Origin of the sequence: Micromonospora haikouensis, assembly GCF_000876225.1 — a bacterium.
GTDB classification, from domain to species: domain Bacteria; phylum Actinomycetota; class Actinomycetes; order Mycobacteriales; family Micromonosporaceae; genus Micromonospora; species Micromonospora haikouensis.
Window position 1 is genome coordinate 3461689 of sequence record NZ_JXSX01000001.1, and the last position, 18151, is coordinate 3479839.

Annotated in this window: 13 protein-coding genes; 3 read left to right on the forward strand and 10 right to left on the reverse strand. The window is 76.4% G+C overall.

Features of this window, described 5'->3' with window-relative positions; translation table 11 throughout:
* Nucleotides 1–17: 17 nt before the first annotated feature.
* From TK50_RS14215 to TK50_RS14225, 3 genes are read right to left on the reverse strand one after another with little or no spacing between them, the layout of a single operon-like run.
* The gene (locus TK50_RS14215; RefSeq protein WP_043963186.1) at nucleotides 18–1166 is read right to left on the reverse strand and encodes an RBBP9/YdeN family alpha/beta hydrolase; all 1149 of its coding nucleotides are present in this window, start codon (nucleotides 1164–1166) and stop codon (nucleotides 18–20) included.
* The gene (locus tag TK50_RS14220; protein WP_043963188.1) at nucleotides 1163–2821 is read right to left on the reverse strand and encodes a CHAT domain-containing protein; all 1659 of its coding nucleotides are present in this window, start codon (nucleotides 2819–2821) and stop codon (nucleotides 1163–1165) included. The genes TK50_RS14215 and TK50_RS14220 overlap by 4 nt, the downstream gene beginning before the upstream one ends.
* Before the next feature lie 3 nt (nucleotides 2822–2824).
* Nucleotides 2825–4138: a CHAT domain-containing protein gene (locus TK50_RS14225; RefSeq protein ID WP_043963189.1), complete on the reverse strand. Its 1314-nt coding sequence runs from the start codon at nucleotides 4136–4138 to the stop codon at nucleotides 2825–2827.
* On the opposite strand from TK50_RS14225, the gene TK50_RS14230 reads away from it, so the two are divergent.
* The gene (locus TK50_RS14230) at nucleotides 4109–6187 is read left to right on the forward strand and encodes an NACHT domain-containing protein (RefSeq protein ID WP_158499174.1); all 2079 of its coding nucleotides are present in this window, start codon (nucleotides 4109–4111) and stop codon (nucleotides 6185–6187) included. The genes TK50_RS14225 and TK50_RS14230 overlap by 30 nt on opposite strands.
* A 31-nt stretch (nucleotides 6188–6218) precedes the next feature.
* Here TK50_RS14230 and TK50_RS14235 read toward each other — a convergent pair whose 3' ends face one another.
* Genes TK50_RS14235 through TK50_RS14265 form a run of 7 tightly spaced genes read right to left on the reverse strand, consistent with a single transcriptional unit; the run spans nucleotide 6219 to nucleotide 15685 of the window.
* A complete protein-coding gene (locus TK50_RS14235; protein WP_052503760.1) occupies nucleotides 6219–6974 on the reverse strand; it encodes a PP2C family protein-serine/threonine phosphatase in 756 nt (251 codons plus the stop codon).
* Complete coding sequence (locus TK50_RS32225; protein WP_052503761.1) at nucleotides 6971–7609, reverse strand: FHA domain-containing protein; 639 nt, start codon at nucleotides 7607–7609, stop codon at nucleotides 6971–6973. Before TK50_RS32225 ends, TK50_RS14235 begins: the two co-directional genes overlap by 4 nt.
* A complete protein-coding gene (locus TK50_RS14245) occupies nucleotides 7597–8241 on the reverse strand; it encodes a 4Fe-4S single cluster domain-containing protein (protein ID WP_043963191.1) in 645 nt (214 codons plus the stop codon). The genes TK50_RS32225 and TK50_RS14245 overlap by 13 nt, the downstream gene beginning before the upstream one ends.
* Nucleotides 8238–10088, reverse strand: coding sequence for an AAA family ATPase (locus TK50_RS14250; protein WP_043963192.1), 1851 nt, complete (start codon nucleotides 10086–10088; stop codon nucleotides 8238–8240). Before TK50_RS14250 ends, TK50_RS14245 begins: the two co-directional genes overlap by 4 nt.
* Nucleotides 10085–11332, reverse strand: a complete 1248-nt coding sequence (locus TK50_RS14255; protein WP_043963193.1) for a hypothetical protein — start codon at nucleotides 11330–11332, stop codon at nucleotides 10085–10087. Before TK50_RS14255 ends, TK50_RS14250 begins: the two co-directional genes overlap by 4 nt.
* 34 nt (nucleotides 11333–11366) lie before the next feature.
* Nucleotides 11367–13889 (reverse strand): protein kinase domain-containing protein, encoded by a 2523-nt coding sequence (locus TK50_RS14260; RefSeq protein ID WP_043963194.1) that lies wholly within the window; start codon nucleotides 13887–13889, stop codon nucleotides 11367–11369.
* The gene (locus tag TK50_RS14265; protein ID WP_144420238.1) at nucleotides 13886–15685 is read right to left on the reverse strand and encodes a hypothetical protein; all 1800 of its coding nucleotides are present in this window, start codon (nucleotides 15683–15685) and stop codon (nucleotides 13886–13888) included. Before TK50_RS14265 ends, TK50_RS14260 begins: the two co-directional genes overlap by 4 nt.
* A 330-nt stretch (nucleotides 15686–16015) precedes the next feature.
* On the opposite strand from TK50_RS14265, the gene TK50_RS14270 reads away from it, so the two are divergent.
* Nucleotides 16016–17194 carry a sensor histidine kinase gene (locus TK50_RS14270; protein ID WP_144420239.1) on the forward strand — a complete coding sequence of 393 codons (1179 nt, stop codon included), beginning with the start codon at nucleotides 16016–16018 and terminating at the stop codon, nucleotides 17192–17194.
* The gene (locus tag TK50_RS14275) at nucleotides 17182–17832 is read left to right on the forward strand and encodes a response regulator transcription factor (RefSeq protein ID WP_052503762.1); all 651 of its coding nucleotides are present in this window, start codon (nucleotides 17182–17184) and stop codon (nucleotides 17830–17832) included. Before TK50_RS14270 ends, TK50_RS14275 begins: the two co-directional genes overlap by 13 nt.
* Nucleotides 17833–18151: the final 319 nt, after the last annotated feature.

An 18151-nucleotide genomic window follows, 5' to 3' on the forward strand; every position in this document is an offset into this window, starting at 1 on the left:
CGCACGACCGCCCCGACTCACCGGCTCTCCGGCTCCGCGAACGTCTCGTGCAGCACCGAGACCAGCCGCGGGTTCGTCCAGTACGCCGAGTGCGTGTAGAGCTGGTCCGACAGCAGGTGCTCCACCCGCACGTCCCGGGGCATGGAGCCGTCCGCCCAGCGGAACAGCCGGCTCGCGACGAAACCCAGCGGGTCCAGCGGATGCCACAGGTTCGACCACCGGTCCAGCGAGTCCGGCAGCAGCACCGGCCCGCTGCCGTCGTACGGGGCGAGCTGGCCGCCGCGCGGGTCGAACAGGTGGAACAGCGGCCACTGGCAGCCGAACGTCACCAGCCCCGCCGTGCGCACCGGGTCCTCGCCGGTGGCCAGGTCCAGCGCGATGACCGCGCCGAGGCTGTGCCCGATCAGGTGCACGGGCTCCTCCCGCCCGGCGCGTTCCCCCGCGAGAGCGGCGATCTGCTCGCGGATGCGGGCCCGGATCCGCTCGCCGTGGCGCTGGTAGACCAGCACGTCGCCGAGGGTGAGGGCGACGTACCGGGCGCGGGCGATCCGGGCCCAGGTGTAGAAGCGCTCCCCGGCGGCGCCGACGGCCGCGCCGGCCACCCGGTCCAGCTCGGGCAGGCGGCGGCGGATGACGCGGCGGAGCGCCCCCGGGTCGCGTACCTCGTGCCCGGCGTCGCCCACGGCGTCCAGCGCCGCCCCGGCGAGCGCCGCGCCCACCTCGGCCAGCAGCGCCGGGTCGTCGGCGTGGCGCAGCCACCGGGTCCGCGGCCACTCCTGCGCGATCGCGTCCAGCACCTCGTCGGTGACGTCCGGCGGCGCGCCCCGCGACTCGACCGGCGGCGGGTCCAGCGTCTGCCGGGCCCGCGCCCGGACCAGCTCCAGGCGTTGCGCGGGCGTCAACGGGACCGGGCCGGCCAGCCCCAGGCCGGCGTCGTCGGCGGCCGGCGGCGGCGCGCCGTCGCGGACGTCCCAGGGCTGCCCGGGGCCGGGCGGCATCGCCAGCTCCACCCCGAGGGTGGACGAGCCGAGGTCGCCCCAGTAGGCGGAGTGCATCGTCCACCGGCCGAGGGCGGCGGCGCTCAGCTCCGCCACCCGGCCGGCGACCACCTGCGGGTCGCGGTTGGCGATGCCGTGGATCACGATGACGGGACGGTCGTCGCTCATGCGGTCGCTCCTGTCAGGACGGTGGCCTGCGGATCGCCGTAGACGGCGTAGGCGAGGCCGGTCGGGTCACCCGGGTCGGCGAGCAGCTCCCGGCGGGCGGCGAAGGACGCCGCGGCCAGCGGCGCGCCCCCGCGCAGTTCGGCGTAGAACCGGTCGGCGTAGCGGTGCGCCGAGTCGGTGCGGACGGCCCAGGTGGAGCCGACGAACGCGCCCGCGCCGGCGCGGACGAACTCGTTGGCCCAGCCGCCCATGAGCGTGTCGTAGGAGCCGCCGTCGACGCTGCGGCAGGCGTTGAAGAACACCAGCGGGCAGCGGGCGCGCAGGCTGCCCCGGGCGGCGGCGCGGGCCAGCGCGACGGGACGGAACCGGCCGTCGTCCATCGCCACGCCGCCGTCGGAGTCCGCGCCGGGCTGGTCCTGGTGGCAGGCGAGGTGCAGCAGGCCGAAGTCGCCCCGTTCGATGCGGCGCAGCAGTTCCTCGGTCGACGTGACCAGGGCGCCCGGGGTGTCGAGGCCGGCGTTGACCCCCCGGATCTCGGCCACGGCGCCGGTGGGCGGGTTGCGGCCGTGCACGAAGACCGCGTCGGTCAGCGCCAGCGACCGGGCGGGGGAGTGGCCGCCGGTCTGCCGCATGACCGCGAGCCGCTCGGCGGGGAACTCGTCCCAGGTGGGCGGCAGGAGCAGTTCCCACGGCAGCTCGCTGACGTCGCTGCAGATGGTCAGGCCGGTGGCCGTGGCCAGCCGGGCCTCGACCTCACGGCCGATCTCCGGCGGCAGCGCCCGCCACAGCAGCGTGCCGTACCCGGCGAGTTCGCCCCGCACGGCGGCGGGCCGCCCGCCGGTGCCCCGGGCCGCCGCGTTGACGGTGCGCAGCAGGTCCGCGAGCAGCCCCCGGGGGACCGACTCGGCCGTCGCCGTGGGGCCGTCGCGGCCGACGAGCCGGAAGGCGTAGCCGTCGCGGTGGCGGTCGACCTGGAGGGCCACCTCGTCGGGCCGGGGGGTGAGGTGCTCGACGCGGGCGGTCAGCCGGTGCGGCGGCGCGTACGACGCCGAGTCGGTGACCAGGACCGTGCGGACCATCGCGGCGATCTGGCTGCCGCCGCCGTCGAGGAAGGCCCGGACGGTGACCTCGTGCCGGCCCTCCTCGGCGGCGCCGAGCACGAACACGACGCCGTCGGGGTCGTCGCCGGGATGGACCCGCACGACGTGGACGGCGTCCGACTCGATCGACAGCGTCGGCGAGGCGACCGTGACCAGCACGTCGACCCCCCGCTCGGGGACGGGGAACGGCCGGGTGGGGACGCTGCCGGGGCCGCCGTCGCGGCTGATCGTCACGTGCAGCGGGAACCGGGTGCCGAGGCGGGCCTGGTGGGGCAGGGACGTGGTCAGGTAGCGCACCGGCGGGGCGCTGCCGGGTTCCGCGCGGAACCGGCTCTCGGCGGCGCGTAGCGTCTCCATCGCCCACCGTTCCAGCGCGGGGTCGCCGCGCAGGGCGCGCGCGAGGGCCAGGTCCGCCAGCACCCCCGGCGGCCGGGCCAGGGCCTCGGCCAGCAGTTTGTCGATGCGCGCGGCGGCCTCCGCGTCGGCGACGAGTTCGCCGAGGCGGGTGCGGGCCTGCGCGGCGACCCAGCGCAGGGTCCAGGTGTCGTCGGGCACCGCTCACGCCCCCGTGAACGCGAATGCCGCCCACACCGACGGCGCGGACCACGGGCGGGAGTCGCCGCTGCCGCTGCGGAACACCTGCGGCAGCAGCGCCTCGGCGGCGTCGACCGGCAGCCATGCCTCGCCCGCGTCGAGGGCCTGGGCCCAGCGGTCCTCCAGCTGTGCCGGGGTGACGTCGCGCAGCCACCGCTGGGTGCCGGCCAGCGCCTCGGCGGGCGAGGTGGCGTCGTCGGCGCGCCAGCGTCGGTAGAACTCGGTCATGAGCAGGGCGGTGGCGTGGTCGTCGACCGGCCACATCGACGCCAGCACGCCCGCGACGCCGGCCTGCACGAGGCCCGCCGGCAGGGAGATCACCTCGTCGGGCAGGTCGAGGCCGGGCAGGAACGTCTCGCACGCCGACAGCACCGCCAGTCGCGTGCGCAGCCGCAGCGGCAGCACGTCGGCCAGCCGCAGCCGGGCCTCGCCGGCCAGCCGCAGGGCGCTGCGCAGCGGGTCCCGCTGGTCGGCGTTGCCGTGGCAGCCGAAGTGGGCGACCCGGGCGGCGGGCAGTTCCGCGCGGACCCGCGCGACGGTCGCGTCGGGCCAGGTGAGCGTGGTGACCGGGCCGTCGAAGGTGGCGGCGGCCGCGGCCCCCTCCCACCGGGCGTAGGACAGCTCCGGGTCGGCGACGACGAGCAGGCCCCCGTCGGGGGCGGCCGCGGCCCGCCGCCGGCTCGCGGCCAGCGCCCGGGCGTTCGGCACGTAGCTGAGGGCGAGCGCGTCGGCGAGGTAGCCGAAACCCGCCGGGCGCGCGGCGTCGGCGTACCGGGCGGCGTGCAGGGGCAGCAGCCCGACCAGGCCGCACGGTACGACCGACGCCCGCGACTCGCCGGCCAGCTCGGTCAGCAGGGGCCCGGCGACGGCCTCCCACAGCCAGTCGCACAGCTGCGCGAGGTGCCGGTCCCAGGCGGCCCGGCGGGAGGCGGGGGCGTCGGCGGTGGGGAAGTGCTCGCGGTGCCGTTCGGCCCATTCGTGCACCTGGGCCGCCCGCAGGTGCGGCAGCGGCACGTCGACGATGTCGTCGCCCCGCACGACGAGCGCGAGGCCGGTGTCGTCGGCCGGTGTGACGTACACCAGGGGGTGGTCGGCCGCGCCCGTGACGTCGCCGATCTCGACCGGGGCGAGGAACTGCTCGTAGCCGGGGATCTGCTGGATCTCCCCGATGGCCGCCCGCAGTTCGGCGTGGGCGGCCCGCAGCTCGTCGTAGAGCGCGTCTGGACGCTGCCCGCCATCATGAACCGCGTGCGGCGAATTCTGTCGAAGGTCCGTCATCAACCCCTCGTTCCGTATGTCGTCACGGTTGCCGTCGTCGTTGCCGGGTGGGTCATCTGGCGGTCCGACCTGGAGACCGCGGACCGGGTGGCGAGCGTCGGCAGCTTCACGGTCGCGGCGGCCACGCTGCTTCTCGCCGTGTGGGGCGGCCGTGCGCGCCGGCCCGCGCGGTCGCTCGACGAGCACCAGGGCGCGCTGCGGGCGGCCGTGCGCCAGCAGTGGCGGGTGGAGGAGGCGCTGCGCCGGGTCCAGGACCCGGTGCCGATCCCCGTGCGGTGGGAGGCGCTCCCCGCCGGGCTGGGCGGCCAGGACCACTGGGCGAACGTCGGGCTGGCGGCGGCCGGCGCGACGGCGGTGGAGGTGGCGGTCGCCGGGCGGCTGCCGGAGGTCGCGGCCGTGTTCCGCCGGGTCCCGTCGCGGCGGCTGGTGGTGCTGGGGCCGGCCGGTGGCGGCAAGTCGGTGCTGCTGATCCGGCTGGTGCTGGACCTGATCGCAGACGGTGTGCCGGGCGAGCCGGTGCCGGTGCTGCTGTCGGCGACGTCCTGGGATCCGGGCCGGTCGGGCTTCGCCGACTGGCTGGTGGCCCGGTTGGCCGCCGACTACCCGGCGTTGGCCGCCGGGCATCCGGACTTCGGCACGGTGGCGGCGGCCCTGCTCGCCGAGGAGCGGATCCTGCCGGTGCTGGACGGGCTCGACGAGCTGCCGGCGGCGGCGCGTCCGGTGGCGCTGCTCGCTCTCAACGCCGCGTCGCCGGGGCTGCCGGGCCTCGTCGTGGCGAGCCGGACCGCGCAGTACCTGGACGCGGTGGGCGACGGCGACGTGCTCACCGGCGCGGCCGTGGTGCGGCTGCTGCCGCTGGGGGTGGCGGACCTGGCGGCGTACCTGCCGCGTACGGCCCGTCCCGCCGGTCCCGCCTCGACGACCAGGTGGGAGCCGGTGCTGGCCCGGCTCGCCGCCGCGCCCGCCGACGACCGGGCCCGGCTCGTCGCCCGGGTGCTCGCCACGCCGCTGATGACGTCGCTGGCCCGCGCCGCCTACAGCGACACCGGGGCCGACCCGGCGGCGCTGTTGGACCCGGGCCGGTTCGGCACGGCCGACGACCTCGCCGGGCACCTGCTGGACCGGGCCGTCGCGGTCGCCTACACCGAGCACGCGGGCGGGACGGCGGCCCGGACGGCGGCCCGCGTCGGGCCCTGGTTGGCGTGGCTGGCGGCGCACGCCGGGCCGGACATCGCCTGGTGGCGGCTGTCCGCCGTGCCGCCGCGCGCCGTGCCGGCCGCGGTCGGCGGGGTGTTCGGCGCGGTGGCCCTGGGCGTGGTGGCCGGGTCGGCCGCCGGCGGCGTCGCGGGTGGCGTCGGCGCGGTGGTTGGCGCGGTCGTCAGCGGGTTCGTGATGGTCCGCCAGCCGTTGGTGCCCACCGGGTTGCCGGCCGACGACGGCGGTGGGGCCGGTTGGCACCGGCAGGCGGCCCGCCTGTTGCGGCCCGGCGGCGTCCCGGGGGGCCTGCCGCGTCCCCGTCGCGGCATGGTCACGCCCGGGCTGGTCGGGTGGGTGACCGGCGGGGCGGCGATCGTCGCCGCCGGGTGGCTGGCCGCCGGGGGCGCGGCGGCCGTCGCGGCGGCGGGGGCGCTGCTGCTGGCGCTGTTCCTGGACGCCTGGCTGGACGTGCCGACCGACGTGACGGCCGCGGCGGGTCCGCTGGCGGTGCTGGGCGCCGACCGGCGTACGGCGCTGGCGAAGGCCGTCGTGCGCGGCGGCATCCTCGGCTTCACCACGGCGGCCCTGATCGACGCGGGCACCGGCCTCGCGGTCGCCGCCGCGACGGCCGGGGCGAGTGTGCTGTTCACCGCGTGGGGTCGCTTCGGGGTGGCGCGGGCGTGGTTCGCGGTGCGGGGTGAGCTGCCGTGGCGGCTGCTGGCGTTCCTGGACGACGCGCACCGGCGCGGCGTCCTGCGCCAGATCGGCGGCGTCTACCAGTTCCGCCACGCCCGCCTGCGGGAACGGCTGCTCACCCCCGGGGCGGGACGCCTGCCCGCCGCGGGGGCGTGACGCCGGACCCCTGCGTGGGATTGACGCCTGCTCACTCACGGGGCAGGACGTCGACGACGACGGCGGTGAGGTTGTCGGCGGCACCGGCGGCGTAGACCTCGTCGCGCAGCGTCTCGACCAGCGCCCGGGGGTCCGGGGTGCGGCAGATGGTGCGCAGGTGCCGCTCGTCGAGCTGGCCGTGGACGCCGTCGGTGCACAGCAGGAAGCGGGCGCCGGCCGGGTCCAGCGGGGCGAGGGCGACGTGCGGGGCGAGGGGGGCGTCGGGCGGGTCGCCGAGGCACTGGGTGACCGTGGCCCCGTCCGGGCCGGCGTCGTCGACGCTGAGCTGCTCCAGGTAGCCGTCGGTGATCCGGTAGGCGCGGCTGTCGCCGACGTTGAACACGTACGCGCCGTCGCCGGTGAGCAGGACGCCCGCGATGGTGGTCCGCATGCCGGTGGTGCCGGGTTGGCGGGCGGCCGTGTCGTGCAGGGCGCGGCCGATGGCGACGATCCCGTGGTGCACGGCGTGGGGCGAGTCCCAGGCGATGTAGCGGTTGGCGAGGTCGGCGGCGGCGAGCCGGCTGGCCAGCTCGCCGGCGCGGTGCCCGCCGAGGCCGTCGGCGACGGCGCAGGCCAGGGGCGGGGTCCAGGCGGTGGTGAGGTCGGTGACGCGGGCGCGCGGGGACTGGCTGATCCAGTCGAGGACGAGGACGGCGTCCTCGTTGCCGGCGCGGACGGCGCCGCGGGCGGTGACGGCGCAGACCCGTACCGCCGCGAAGGCGCGCGGGTCCGGTGTGGACGCGGTCATGGCGTTCCTCCGGTGCGGCGCACCCGGGCCCGTACGGTGCTGGCCAGGCGCAGCTCGTCGCCGTCGAAGAGGCGCTGGCGGGTGTGCGGGTCCAGGCGACGGTCGTTGACGTAGGTGCCGTTGGTGGAGCCGAGGTCCTGCACGTACAGCTCGCCGTGCTCGACCCAGAGCAGCGCGTGCTGCCGGGACACGTTGTGGTGCGCGGCCAGCCGGGCGGCGATGTCGCCGAGGTCGTCGGCGCGGCCGACGCGGACCTCGGCGCGGCCGACGCCGACCGGCCCGAACGGGAACTCCAGCCGGTACGCCGTGGCGTCCGGCGGCGCGTCGCGGGTGGTGGCGGGCGCGCCGCCCGGTCCCGGACCGGCGGGCCGGTCGGTGCTGCCCGGCCGGTCCGCCGGCCGCCCGGGCGGGGGATCGCCGGCCCAGGTGCCGGCCTCGGTGGCCATCCCGCCGAGGTCGTGCAGGGGGCAGCGGCCGTCGGCGTCGAGCTGGTTGCCGCAGCCGGGGATGGGGCACACCTGCCCGGCGCCGGCCTCCGGTGTCGCGGACTCCGGCACGAGGAACTCCATGCAGCTGGGGCAGAACGCGCCGCCGGCCGGCTGCGGCCCGTGGTTCGGGCAGGTCAGGGCCGCCATGACACTCCTTCCAGCCGGATGCCCTGGGCCTGCAGGGCGCGCTCGACGCGGGCGAGGTCGCCGCGTCCGGGGATGCCGACGAGCCAGACCCGGTCGTCGTCGACCTGTAGTTGCAGCTCGGGGCGGTCGCGGCGGGCGTCGACCCACGGCGCGTAGCGGCGGCGGCCGAGCGGCGAGCACGGCACCAGCCGCTGGTTGGCCGAGCCGCGCCAGACGAGGTCCGTCGGTTCCCCGGCGCGGTAGGGGCCGGTGATCAGCGCGTCGACCAGGGGGTACGCCCCGGGGCAGCGGGCCCGGAACTCGTCGAGCTCGACGCCGGTGTAGCACAGCACGTCCCAGTCGTGCCCGGCGCCGAGCGCGCGGAGCCCGGTGAGCAGCGCGGCGAGGGCCTCGGGCTGCTCCGACGGTTCGCCGCCGGTGACGGTGACGCCGGTGAGGCCGGCCGGGTCGAGGGCGGCGACCCGGTCGAGCACGTCGTCGACGTCGACGTCGTGGTGGGGCCCGGCGACCCAGGTGTCGCGGGAGACGCAGCCGGGGCAGCCGATGACGCAGCCCTGTACCCAGACGCCGACGCGGCGGCCCGGCCCGAGGGCGGTGACCGGGTGGTGCAGCCGGGACAGTCGCAGCCTCACTCCATCACCAGCTCGCGGTTCTGGCCGTCCTGGGCGATCGCGGCGACGCGCAGCGTCTGCCCGGGCGCGGGCGGGTTGGCGAAGACCTCCCGGGCGAGCGGGTTGACCAGGATGCTCTCGATGGCCGACACGATGCCCCGGCCGCCGTTGGACAGGTCGAACGTGGCTTCCTTGCGCAGCTCGTCGCGGGCGTCGTCGCTGAACTCCAGCGTCGCCCCGTACGTGCGGTGCACGGCCTCGGCGACGCGGCCGATCGCCCGGTCGGCGATCTCCACCGCCACCTCGGGCCGCAGGAAGTCGAAGACGACGATGCTCTGCTGCACCCGGTTGAACAGCTCGGGCCGGCGCAGCAGGTGGCGGAAGAACACCTCGATGTAGTGGCGTACGCCCTGCTCGATGTCGGGCAGTTCCTGGGCGGGGGTGACGTTCTCCTTCGGCTTGCCGTCCTCGTCCTGGATGACGATGCCCAGGTTGGTGGTGAAGACGATGAGCGCCTCGGTGAAGTAGACGGTGCCGCCCCGGCCGTCGGTGAGCCGGCCGTCGTCGAGGATCTGGAGGAACTTGTCGAGCAGGCGGGGATGGGCCTTCTCGATCTCGTCGAACAGCACCACCCGGAACGGCTGCTGCCGGATGCCGTTGGTCAGCTCGCCGCCCGCGTCGTGGCCGATGAACCCGGGTGGGGCGCCGATCAGCCGGGCCTCGGTGTGTTCGGCGGCGAACTCGCTCATGTCGAAGCGCAGGTAGGCGTTCTCGTCGCCGAACAGCAGCGCGGCCAGCGCCTTGGCCAACTCGGTCTTGCCGACGCCGGTGGGGCCGGCGAAGAACAGCACGCCGCGGGGCTTGCTGCGTCCGCCGGTGTGCGCGCCGGCCAGCCCGGTCGCCGAGCGGGCCAGGATGTCGAGCACCCGGCGTACGGCGTCGGGCTGCCCCAGCACCCGGTGGCTCAGCTCCTGCTGCGCGGTTCTGAGCCGTTCCCGCAGCCCGGCGCTCTGCCACGGGTTGTCCGGCACGCCCACCCGGAACGCGCGGACGGCGTCATCGACGCGGGGGCCGGGGATGCCGGCGGCGGTGGCGAGGCGCACCACGTCGCGCATGCTGCGCAGCCGCATGCCGTGGCTGGCCTCGGCGAACCGGCGGGCGACGGCCCACCGCTCGTCGGTGTCCTGCGGCATCCCGGGCAGGGTGGCGACCAGGTCGTTGGCGGTCTGGAGGCGGGCCGCCAGGTCGGGTTCGGGGATCGCGGTGATCCGCAGGGTGTGGTTGCCGGTGGCGAACCACGCCGGCAGGTCGTGCTCGCGGTCGAGCACCCAGAAGACGGTGTTGTAGCCGCTGCCCACCGGGGTGGCGCGGTAGGCGAGCCGGTCGGCGGTGGCGAGGAAGAGGCGTTCCTCGGGGGAGAGCAGCTCGCCGGTGAACAGCCGGGCCGCGTCGACCAGGGCCAGCGCCACGGGTGGGCCGGCGGCGCGCCGCCGGGGCACGTCCACCACCGCGCCGAGCAGGTCGCGCACCTGGGCCAGGTGCAGCGGGCGGTTCGGTTCGACGTCGGCGTCGCGCAGCACGGCCTGGGCGGCCGCCGCGCCGCCGTCGGGCAGCTGCGCGGCGACCTCCACGCCGACGCCGCTGGAGTACGTCAGCAGCGCCGCGTAGCCGCGGGCCCGGGCGACGCTCCACAGCGCCTCGACCAGGCCCATGAACCGGACGGCGCCCGCGCGTTCCGGGTCGGGCAGCCGGTAGAGGTCGCGGACGTTGCCGGTGAGCAGGACCTGCGGGTGCGCGCAGAGCGCGAGGCTCACCTCGCGCAGCCACGCCGGCTGCTGGGTCGTCTCGTCGGTCGGCGGTGTGGTCACAGCCCCTGCCTCCTCTGTTGCCCGGCGGCACGGTGGGCCTGCGCGGGGATCATCTCGTCGGCGACGACCTGCACCGCCTGCCGGCCCGGGTCGACCTGCCCGAACTGGTCGATGGGGATGCCGGCGCGGCGCACCCGCCGCTTGATCACCTCGTAGTCGTCGCAGAACTTCCGTTCCGCGGCGGCGTCGTCCTCGGTGCGCGCGGCGTGGGCGGTGCCGGCGCGGACCACCTGGGTGCGGATGACCGGGTCGTCCCGGTCGAGCAGCACCTTCACGCCGTAGCCGGTGTCGCCGTCCATCGCCGCGTACGCCACCCCGGTGCCGGCCAGGGCCGTGTCGAAGCCGTCGCCGACGCGGTAGCCGAGGTCGGTGAGCCCGACCCGGACGGCGTCGGCCACGGCCTTGCGGCGGCGGGCCCGGTCGGCCTGCGCGACGACCTCGTCGGCCTCGGCCCGCAGTCCGTCGGGGACGTGGTCGGCGCGGTCGGCGACGAGCCGGGCCACCCGCCTGCGCAGCCGGGCCGCCGCCTCGCCGGGCACCGTCTCCAGCGGGGCGGCGATGGTGAGCAGGTCGCGGCGGGTGAGCGCGACGTGTTCCTCGGCGCGCTGCTGGGCGGTCACCCGTTCCTCCAGGTCGCGCAGCAGCAGGTGGGCGCGGCTGGCCGGGGCCCCGGCGGCGATCTCGGCGACCGCCGCGGCGCACGGCGCGCGGACCTCGTCGGGCGTGGCGGCGGGCAGCCGGGACAGCAGTTCGGCGGCCCGGGTGGCGCGGGCCCGGTGCCGCTCCTGCGCGGCCGCGTCGTCGCCCGCCCGGGCGGCGCGGGCCGTCGCGTCGTCGCGCCGCCGGGCGTCCGGCTCGGTGACGGTGCGCTCGTCCCACTGCCGGCGCGGCCGGGCCGGCTGCGTCGCCCCGGCCGCCGGGGCGGCGAGCAGGCCGCTGACGTCCTGCCGGGAGGCGGCGAGGACCTCGGTGCGCAGCCGTTCCCGCTCGCGGCCGACCAGCAGGGCGACCTCGGCGGTGGCGGCGGCGATCCGGCGCGGGGAGTGCTGGGGGCGGGCCCGCGCGCCGGCGGCGACCCGGCTGATCCGGCTGCCGTAGACCGACCGGTACGCCTCGGCCTCGGCGCGCAGCGCCTCCAGCTCGCCCCGGACCTGCACGAACTGCTGCCACTGGGCCCGTTGCTCCCGGGCGAGACGCTCGGCGGCCGTCTCCACGACGTACCGGGCGCCGGTGAACCCGCTCATCGCGGCCTCCTCACCATCGCGACCTCACTGACGTTCACAGCGACCACCACACCCGGGTGGGTTCGGGCAGCAGCGGCACCGTCCACCCCTGCCACACGTAGACCGGTTGCAGCAGGTAGAGCGCTGCCACCAGCGCGATCACCGTGCCGCGGACGAACCTCGGGGCCCGGCCGGACAGCCGCCCGCCCTCGGTGCCGTAGGCGCGGGCGGCCAGCCGCCGGCCGAGCCACCACGCCAGGAGCAGGCCGCCGCACGCCACGAACAGGTAGGCGTCGCCGTAGCTGGTGGCCAGGTCGGTCAGCCAGGTCCGTACGCCGGTGTCGAGCACCACCGGGAACTGCAGGAACATCGCGTACGTGCCGTTGTCGGCGGTGAGCAGCACCCAGACCACCGCCCCGGCGGCCCAGCAGAGCCGGCGGGCCCGGCGCAGCCCGGCCTCCGCGTCGGCGGGGCAGATCACCAGGCAGGCGAGCAGGGCCAGCAGGGGCAGCGCGATCGCGGTCTGCGCGGCGGCGACGCGGGTGAGCACCACCGCCGGCCGCGCCCACGCGTCGGGGAACGCGTTGAAGGTCCAGAACGCGGCGGCGGCGAACGTGGTGAGATAGCCGATCGCGACCGCGAGCAGGTAGTTGACGGCGTCCCGCCAGGCGTTGCGCAGCGTGGCCCGGGCCGGGGGCACCCAGCCGGCGCGGGCCGCGCCGGTGTTGCGTCTCCGCTGTCTGGCCTCGGCGGCGGCCGCCTTCTCCGCGGCCCTCCGGGCGGTGGCCAGCGGGATCAGCGCGGTGGCGAGCGCGGCGGCGGCGACCTGCCGGTCGTCGCCGGCGGAGCCGGCCTCCTCGCGCAGCCGCTCCCACCAGTCGCAGCGACCCGCGGTCCTCTTCTGCCTGGCGAGCGACGAGCGCAGCCGGCTGCCGTGGTCGGGGTCGACGAGCAGCCGCAGCGCGACGGCCCGGGCGACCGGCAGCGCCTGGTCCAGCTCCGGGGGCCTGCCGAGTGGCCGGCCGCCCGTGGCCCCGGCGGTCAGCTCGCCGCCGAGCTGCCCCGCGCGGGCGTCGACGGCCGAGGTGACCCGGGCGAGCCGCTCGGCGGCGTCGGCGAGGACCGCGCAGGGGCCGCCGACGCAGCCGGGGTGCGCCCGGCAGCGGTGCCGGGCCAGGGCCCGCAGGAGCTGGGCGTCGAGCCGGGCGACGATGCCGGCGGCGGCCGGTTCGCCGGCGGCGGCGCGCCCGGCCAGTCCGGCGAGGCCGGGCCCGTCGGCGCTCTCGTCGGCGAAGACGGCCGGCAGTTCCGGCGCGACGTGGGAGACGAAGCGGACGACCCGGGCGGCGGCGTCGTCCCGCCCGGTGGCCTTCGACTTCATCAGGTTGGTCGGCAGGTTGAGCCGGGGGAAGTTGTCGCGCAGCCAGTCGTCGAGGTCGAGCTGGCTCTCCCGGCGGCGGAACAGCGCCACGGCGGCCTGCCAGTTCTCGGACATCGCCACGCCCACCTCAGCCGGGGTCCGGCAGAGGCGCCCGGCCAGCTCGAACGGGGGCACCGGCCGCTGCTCCGGCTCCGGCGCGGGGTCGGGGTCGTCGACGGCGGGCGTCTCGCCGGCCAGCCAGTCCCGCACCTGGTCCGCGCCCCAGCGCAGCTCGGGCGCCCGGGTCAGCAGGCCCCGGCACAGCAGCAGCCAGCCGGGGTCGGTGACGCCGCTGAGGTCGACGCCGTACTTGGCGACGTGTTCGAAGATGGTCCGCTCGTTGGCGGTGTCGCCGCCCACGCCGCTGTTGGGGTTGCGGCCGGTGAGCAGCTCGACGACGAGGACCCCGAGCGACCACCAGTCCTGCGCGGGCTCCTGGCTCTTCTGCCACCACGTCTCCGGGGCCTGGTAGGCGGGAGTTCCCGCCCGGCCGGTGCTGCGTCGGGTGGCCCGCAGCTCGGCGACCAGGCCGAAGTCGCAGAGCACCAGCTCCAGCGGGTCCAGCGAGCGGACCAGTACGTTCTCCGGCTTGATGTCGCGGTGGGCGATGCCGGTGGCGTCGCCGTGGCGCAGCTGCCCGTGCAGGTAGGCCAGGGCGGCGGTGACCTCCTCGACGACCCGGCGCACCTGCTGCGTCGGGAGCGGGCCGCCGTGGGCGCGGGCCAGCGCGGCGAGCGAGCCGTGCGGCAGGTATTCCAGCACCTCCCAGCTGGTGGGGGTGCCGTACCGGTTGACCTCCGTGCCGTAGTCGAGCATGCGGACCACGTGGCGTTCGTCGGCGGTGCGCAGCGCGTCGAGCAGCCGTGGGTCTGGTCGCACGGAGGTGGGGTAGACCTTCGCCACCCGGGTCAGGCCGGTGGCCCGCTCCTCGACCAGCATGACCAGGTGCGCCTCCCCGCCGGTGGCCAGGTGGCGGACCGGGCTGAAGCGCGCCGACACGCCCTGCGGCAGGCCGCTGTCGTCGCCGGTCGCCGGTGCGGCCGGGGGCGTCGTCGGCGTCTCCCGGGTGGTGGCCGGCGCGCTGCCCGGCGCCGGGTCGGCGGTGGTGGGCGGGGCCTGCCGGCCGGGGCCCTCCCGCCGGGTGGGTACGTCGCTCACGCCCGTTCCTCCCCCGTCTGTTCCTCCGCTGTGGACGCCCCGTCGAACGTCGGGTCGTCCCGCGTCGACGCCTCGCGTTGCGCCAGGTCCTCCAGCTCGGTCAGCCGGTCCACCGCCCGGCGGTAGCGCTCGCGCACGGGGGCGTGCTCCGCGCCGGTGAGGCCGACGAGGTCCCGCTCCAGCGCGGCCGACAGCAGCACGGCCCGGCCCGACTCCAGGGCCACGGCGGCCTCCGGCAGCCGCCGGCGGCGGGTCAGCGCGTGCGCGGCCCGGCCGACCAGCCCGCGCGTGCGCCGCCGCAGGACCAACTCGCCGTACGCCCGGCTGAGCTGGGCGCGGGCCATCTGGTTGAGCGTCCGCAGGGTCAGCAGGTACGCCTCGGCCGCGTCGCCCGTGCGCCCGTGCCACCAGGACCACTCGGCCCAGTACAGGGCGGTGTCGTACGCCCACACCAGGCTCAGCTCCCCGATCGCCGCCGTCGCCCGGCGTGACGCGTCGGCGGCGCGCAGCAGGTCCTCCGTGGATCCGGTTACCGCGGCGCGCACGTGCAGGGCGGCGGCGACCCGGGAACTCGCCACCGCGTGCTGCAACGACGTCGGCGGCAGCCGGTCGCGGTGCGTGGTGAGCAGGGCCAGCGCCTCGTCGATCTCGTCCGGGTCGCCGACGAGCATGCCCCGCGCGAGCAGCGCCTCGGCCAGCGGGACGCGGGCGGCGTTGCGCATGGCGGGGCTCAGGCTGGTGCCGCCGGCCGCCCGCCGCAGGAGCCGGACCGCCTCGTCGAGCGACTGCGGGTCGGGCCGCTCGGGGCGGTGGGCGTCCAGCTTGCAGACGCCCAGCACGAGCCGGGCCTGGTCCTGGTTGCCGCCGCCCACGGCGAGCGCCTCGGTCGCCAGCTCCTGCGCCCGCAGCCGGTCGGCGCCCGCCGACGGGTCCTCGGACAGCCCTTTCGTCCTGGCCCGTAGCTGGTAGGACTGTGCCAGCGTGACGAGCTGCGTCGCGGGGTCGGGCTCGTAGCGGTCGGGGGCGGCGAGCTCGGCCTCCAGCACGGCGATCTGCGCGTCGAGCGCCTGCAGGTCGCCGGAGGAGCCCAGCCGCCCGCCGGCCCGGATCGCGCTGGCCGTGCTCTCCAGCATCCCGCTGGCGATGGGGAAGGGGCCGTTGTCGATCGAGAGCTGCTCGGCCATGGCCATCGGGTCCGCCGCCTCACCCTGCACCAGACCCCGCTGCAGCTCCCGGACCTGGTGCAGCATGCCGGTCATGGACGACATCTGCGGCGACAGCCGCTCCGCCTCGGCGAGCAGGGCGACGATCCGCCCCTCGTCGCCCTCGTCGGTCAGCCCGCCGCTCTGCCGGCCGAAGTGGGTGAACGCCAGCTGGAAGCGCACCATCCCGGCGACGTTGGCCATGATCGCGGTGTGCTGCGGGTTCGGTCGGTCCCGGCTGGCCTCCTGGTCCAGGACGGGCAGGGACCGTTCCAGCCGCTCGACCGCCGCCGTCAGGTCCTCCTCCCGCCGGTGGCGCAGGTACCGGGGCAGCAGCATGGCGGCGATCATGAAGTCGAGCGCCGCGTGCTCCCCGCTGTCCGGGCGCAGGACCCGCTGGGTGGCCACGAGCACCGTGAACGCCTCCTCCTCGTCGTCGGGTCGGCTGCGCATGCCGAGCAGCGAGGCGAGTCGGACCGCGACCAGCCGCGCCTCGGGCCGGGCCTTCGGCACCAGCTCCCGCGCGGCCCGCACCGCGTCGATCGCGCTATTCAGGTCGGCGGCGGAATTGGTGCACAGGAATCGGCTCTGCAATGCGTCGCAAAGCCTCCACAGCAACGCGACGCGCTCGGCGGCGGAGCGCCTTCCGGAAGCCGCAAGTTGATCTTCGGCGGTGCGCACTGCGGCATCGACCTGATGGCAGGGAATGAGCCCCATCTGTTGCAGCATGAATCATCCGAACGGTTGGCATGGTGAGAGGCGTACGGCACTGCGGCCGTGCCAGCGTGGCAGTCCGCTATTCGATTCGTCAATGCCCGTCCGGCGGCGAATCTGACGAAATCCGCATCCGGTGTTGCGGTCGCCCGCTCGTGTCCGCCGATATGCCGACTGTCCGACGGGGACGCGGCATGCCATCGTCGGGACGTGGTGCAAACAGGGACGCTGACGCAGCAGAAGGCGGCGGCACGGGTGGACGTGCTGCTGATCTGGGCGGCCGGCTGCCTGCGCGCGGTGCAGCTCGCCGTCTGGATACCGGTGCCGCTCATCGGCGGCCTGCGGATGTACCGGCTGCCGGCCCTGGTCCTGGCCGGCTACCTGCTGACGGTCGCCTGGACGGTGCTGCTGTTCGTCCGCGCCGGGCGGGCCCGCCGGCTGGGCCACGGCTGGGTCTACGCCGACGTCGTGGTGGCGCTGCTCGGGCTGCTGCTGGTGCCGGCCGCCTGCATCGCCTCGTGCGACACGGGCTGGCAGCACTGGGTCCTGCCGCCGGCGATGGGCGCGGCGATCGTGGCCGCCGCGTTCACGCCGCGCTGGCCCGCGGCGGCGGCCGTCGCCCTGCTCGTGGCCGGGTACCTGGCCGGGTCCCTGCGTGAGCTGCTCGCCGGCCCGGACGGGTTCGGCGCGATCACCGTCAACGCGGTGTCGCTGCTGGGCTTCGCGGTGCTGGCCGCCGTGGTCGCCGGCTACCTGCGCGGCAGCGCCGCCCAACTGGACGCCGCCACCGAGGCGGCGCTGGCCGCCGGGGCCCGGGAGGCCGCCGCGCAGGCCCGCTTCGACGAGCGGACCCGCCAGTACGACGCGTTGCACCGGACCGTGCTGACGACGCTGAGCGCGATCGCCCGGGGTCGGCTGGACCACCGCCGGGAGGAGGTGCGGGCGCTCGCCCAGCGCGACGCCGACTACCTGCGCGGGCTGGTCACCGCCGGCAGTGGCGGCCCGACGGGCAACCTGGCCAGCGCGCTGGCCGGCGTGGTGCGCGACAAGCAGGCGCTGGGCCTGCAGGTGCACTCGCAGTTCCACGACCTGTCCGAACGCCTGCCCCCGGACGTCGAGCAGGCGCTGACCAACGCGGTCAGCGAGGCGCTGACCAACGTCACCAAACACGCCGGCACCGACGAGGCCTGGCTGACCGCCGTCGGCGGCGACGGCGGAATCACCCTCACCGTCGTCGACCGGGGACGGGGTTTCCGGCCGGCCGCGGTCGCCCCCGGCCGGGGGCTCGTGCGGGAGCTGCGGCACTGCGTCGTGGAGGTGGGCGGCCGGGTCGCCATCGACTCCGCGCCGGAACAGGGAACGATGGTGGAGGTCTCATGGCGGCGATGATCGAGATCGGCGCGATCGACAACGACCAGATGCTGCTGGAGGGCATGTCCGCCTGGATGAGCCGCCTGCCGGACATCACGCTCACGGCCCTCGCCGTCTCGGTCGACGAGTTCCTCGCGGCGACGCGGCGGCCCAGGATCGTGATCCTCGACCTGAACCTGGAGAACTTCACCGACCCCGCCGACAACGTCCGCCGGCTGGTCGCCGTCGGGCACACGGTGGTCGTCGTGTCGGTCATCCCCGACCCGGTCTACATCGCGGCGACCACCGAGGCCGGCGCCTCGGCGTACGTGCTGAAGGCCAACAACCTCGGCGTCCTGGCCGACGTGATCCGGCAGGTCGCCGCCGGTGAGACGCCGATGACCACCGAGCACGCGTTCTGGCTGGGCCGCGACGCCCGGCCGGAACGCCCGCAGCTGTCGGCCCGGGAACGCGAGGTGCTGGTCTCCTACGGCAGCGGGTGCACCGTCGAGGCGGTCGGCCGGGTGCTGGGGATAGCACCCGGAACGGTGCGGACGTACCTTGACCGGATCAAGGAGAAATACGCGCGGGCCGGCCGGCCGATCGAGCACCGGGTGCAGTTTCTCGACCGCGCCCGCGAGGACGGATTCGGCCGCGGCCGGTTGCCGCCGAAGTAGGAGGCGAACGCCGATGACAACTCGTTCGAAAGGACCGGCACCGTTCGACCCCGCGCGCCGTCCGACGATTACCTCCAGCCATTCGGACGGCGGGACCGGGGCCGTGCGGCTTTTCCTCGACGGCGGCGAAAAAGTGTCCGAAGGCCGACACTGACAATTCCCGGTGCCCGACTACAGTCGGGCCACGCCGACGCCGAGGCGCGGCAATTCCCTCGTCACCCCCGATCGCCCCGCACCCTCTCCCGATCGCCGGTGGCCCGACGCTGGCCGGACGACGGCTGGCCGACCGTACCCCTGACCGGAGGAAACCCGTGCCGAC

What these genes read in the sequence shown, in the direction of transcription:
- TK50_RS14215 (WP_043963186.1), bottom strand. Translation starts at nt 1,166, where the DNA reads ATGAGCGACGACCGTCCCGTCATCGTGATCCACGGCATCGCCAACCGC.
- TK50_RS14225 (WP_043963189.1), bottom strand. Translation starts at nt 4,138, where the DNA reads ATGACGGACCTTCGACAGAATTCGCCGCACGCGGTTCATGATGGCGGG.
- TK50_RS14235 (WP_052503760.1), bottom strand. Translation starts at nt 6,974, where the DNA reads ATGACCGCGTCCACACCGGACCCGCGCGCCTTCGCGGCGGTACGGGTC.
- TK50_RS32225 (WP_052503761.1), bottom strand. Translation starts at nt 7,609, where the DNA reads ATGGCGGCCCTGACCTGCCCGAACCACGGGCCGCAGCCGGCCGGCGGC.
- TK50_RS14255 (WP_043963193.1), bottom strand. Translation starts at nt 11,332, where the DNA reads ATGAGCGGGTTCACCGGCGCCCGGTACGTCGTGGAGACGGCCGCCGAG.
- TK50_RS14275 (WP_052503762.1), top strand. Translation starts at nt 17,182, where the DNA reads ATGGCGGCGATGATCGAGATCGGCGCGATCGACAACGACCAGATGCTG.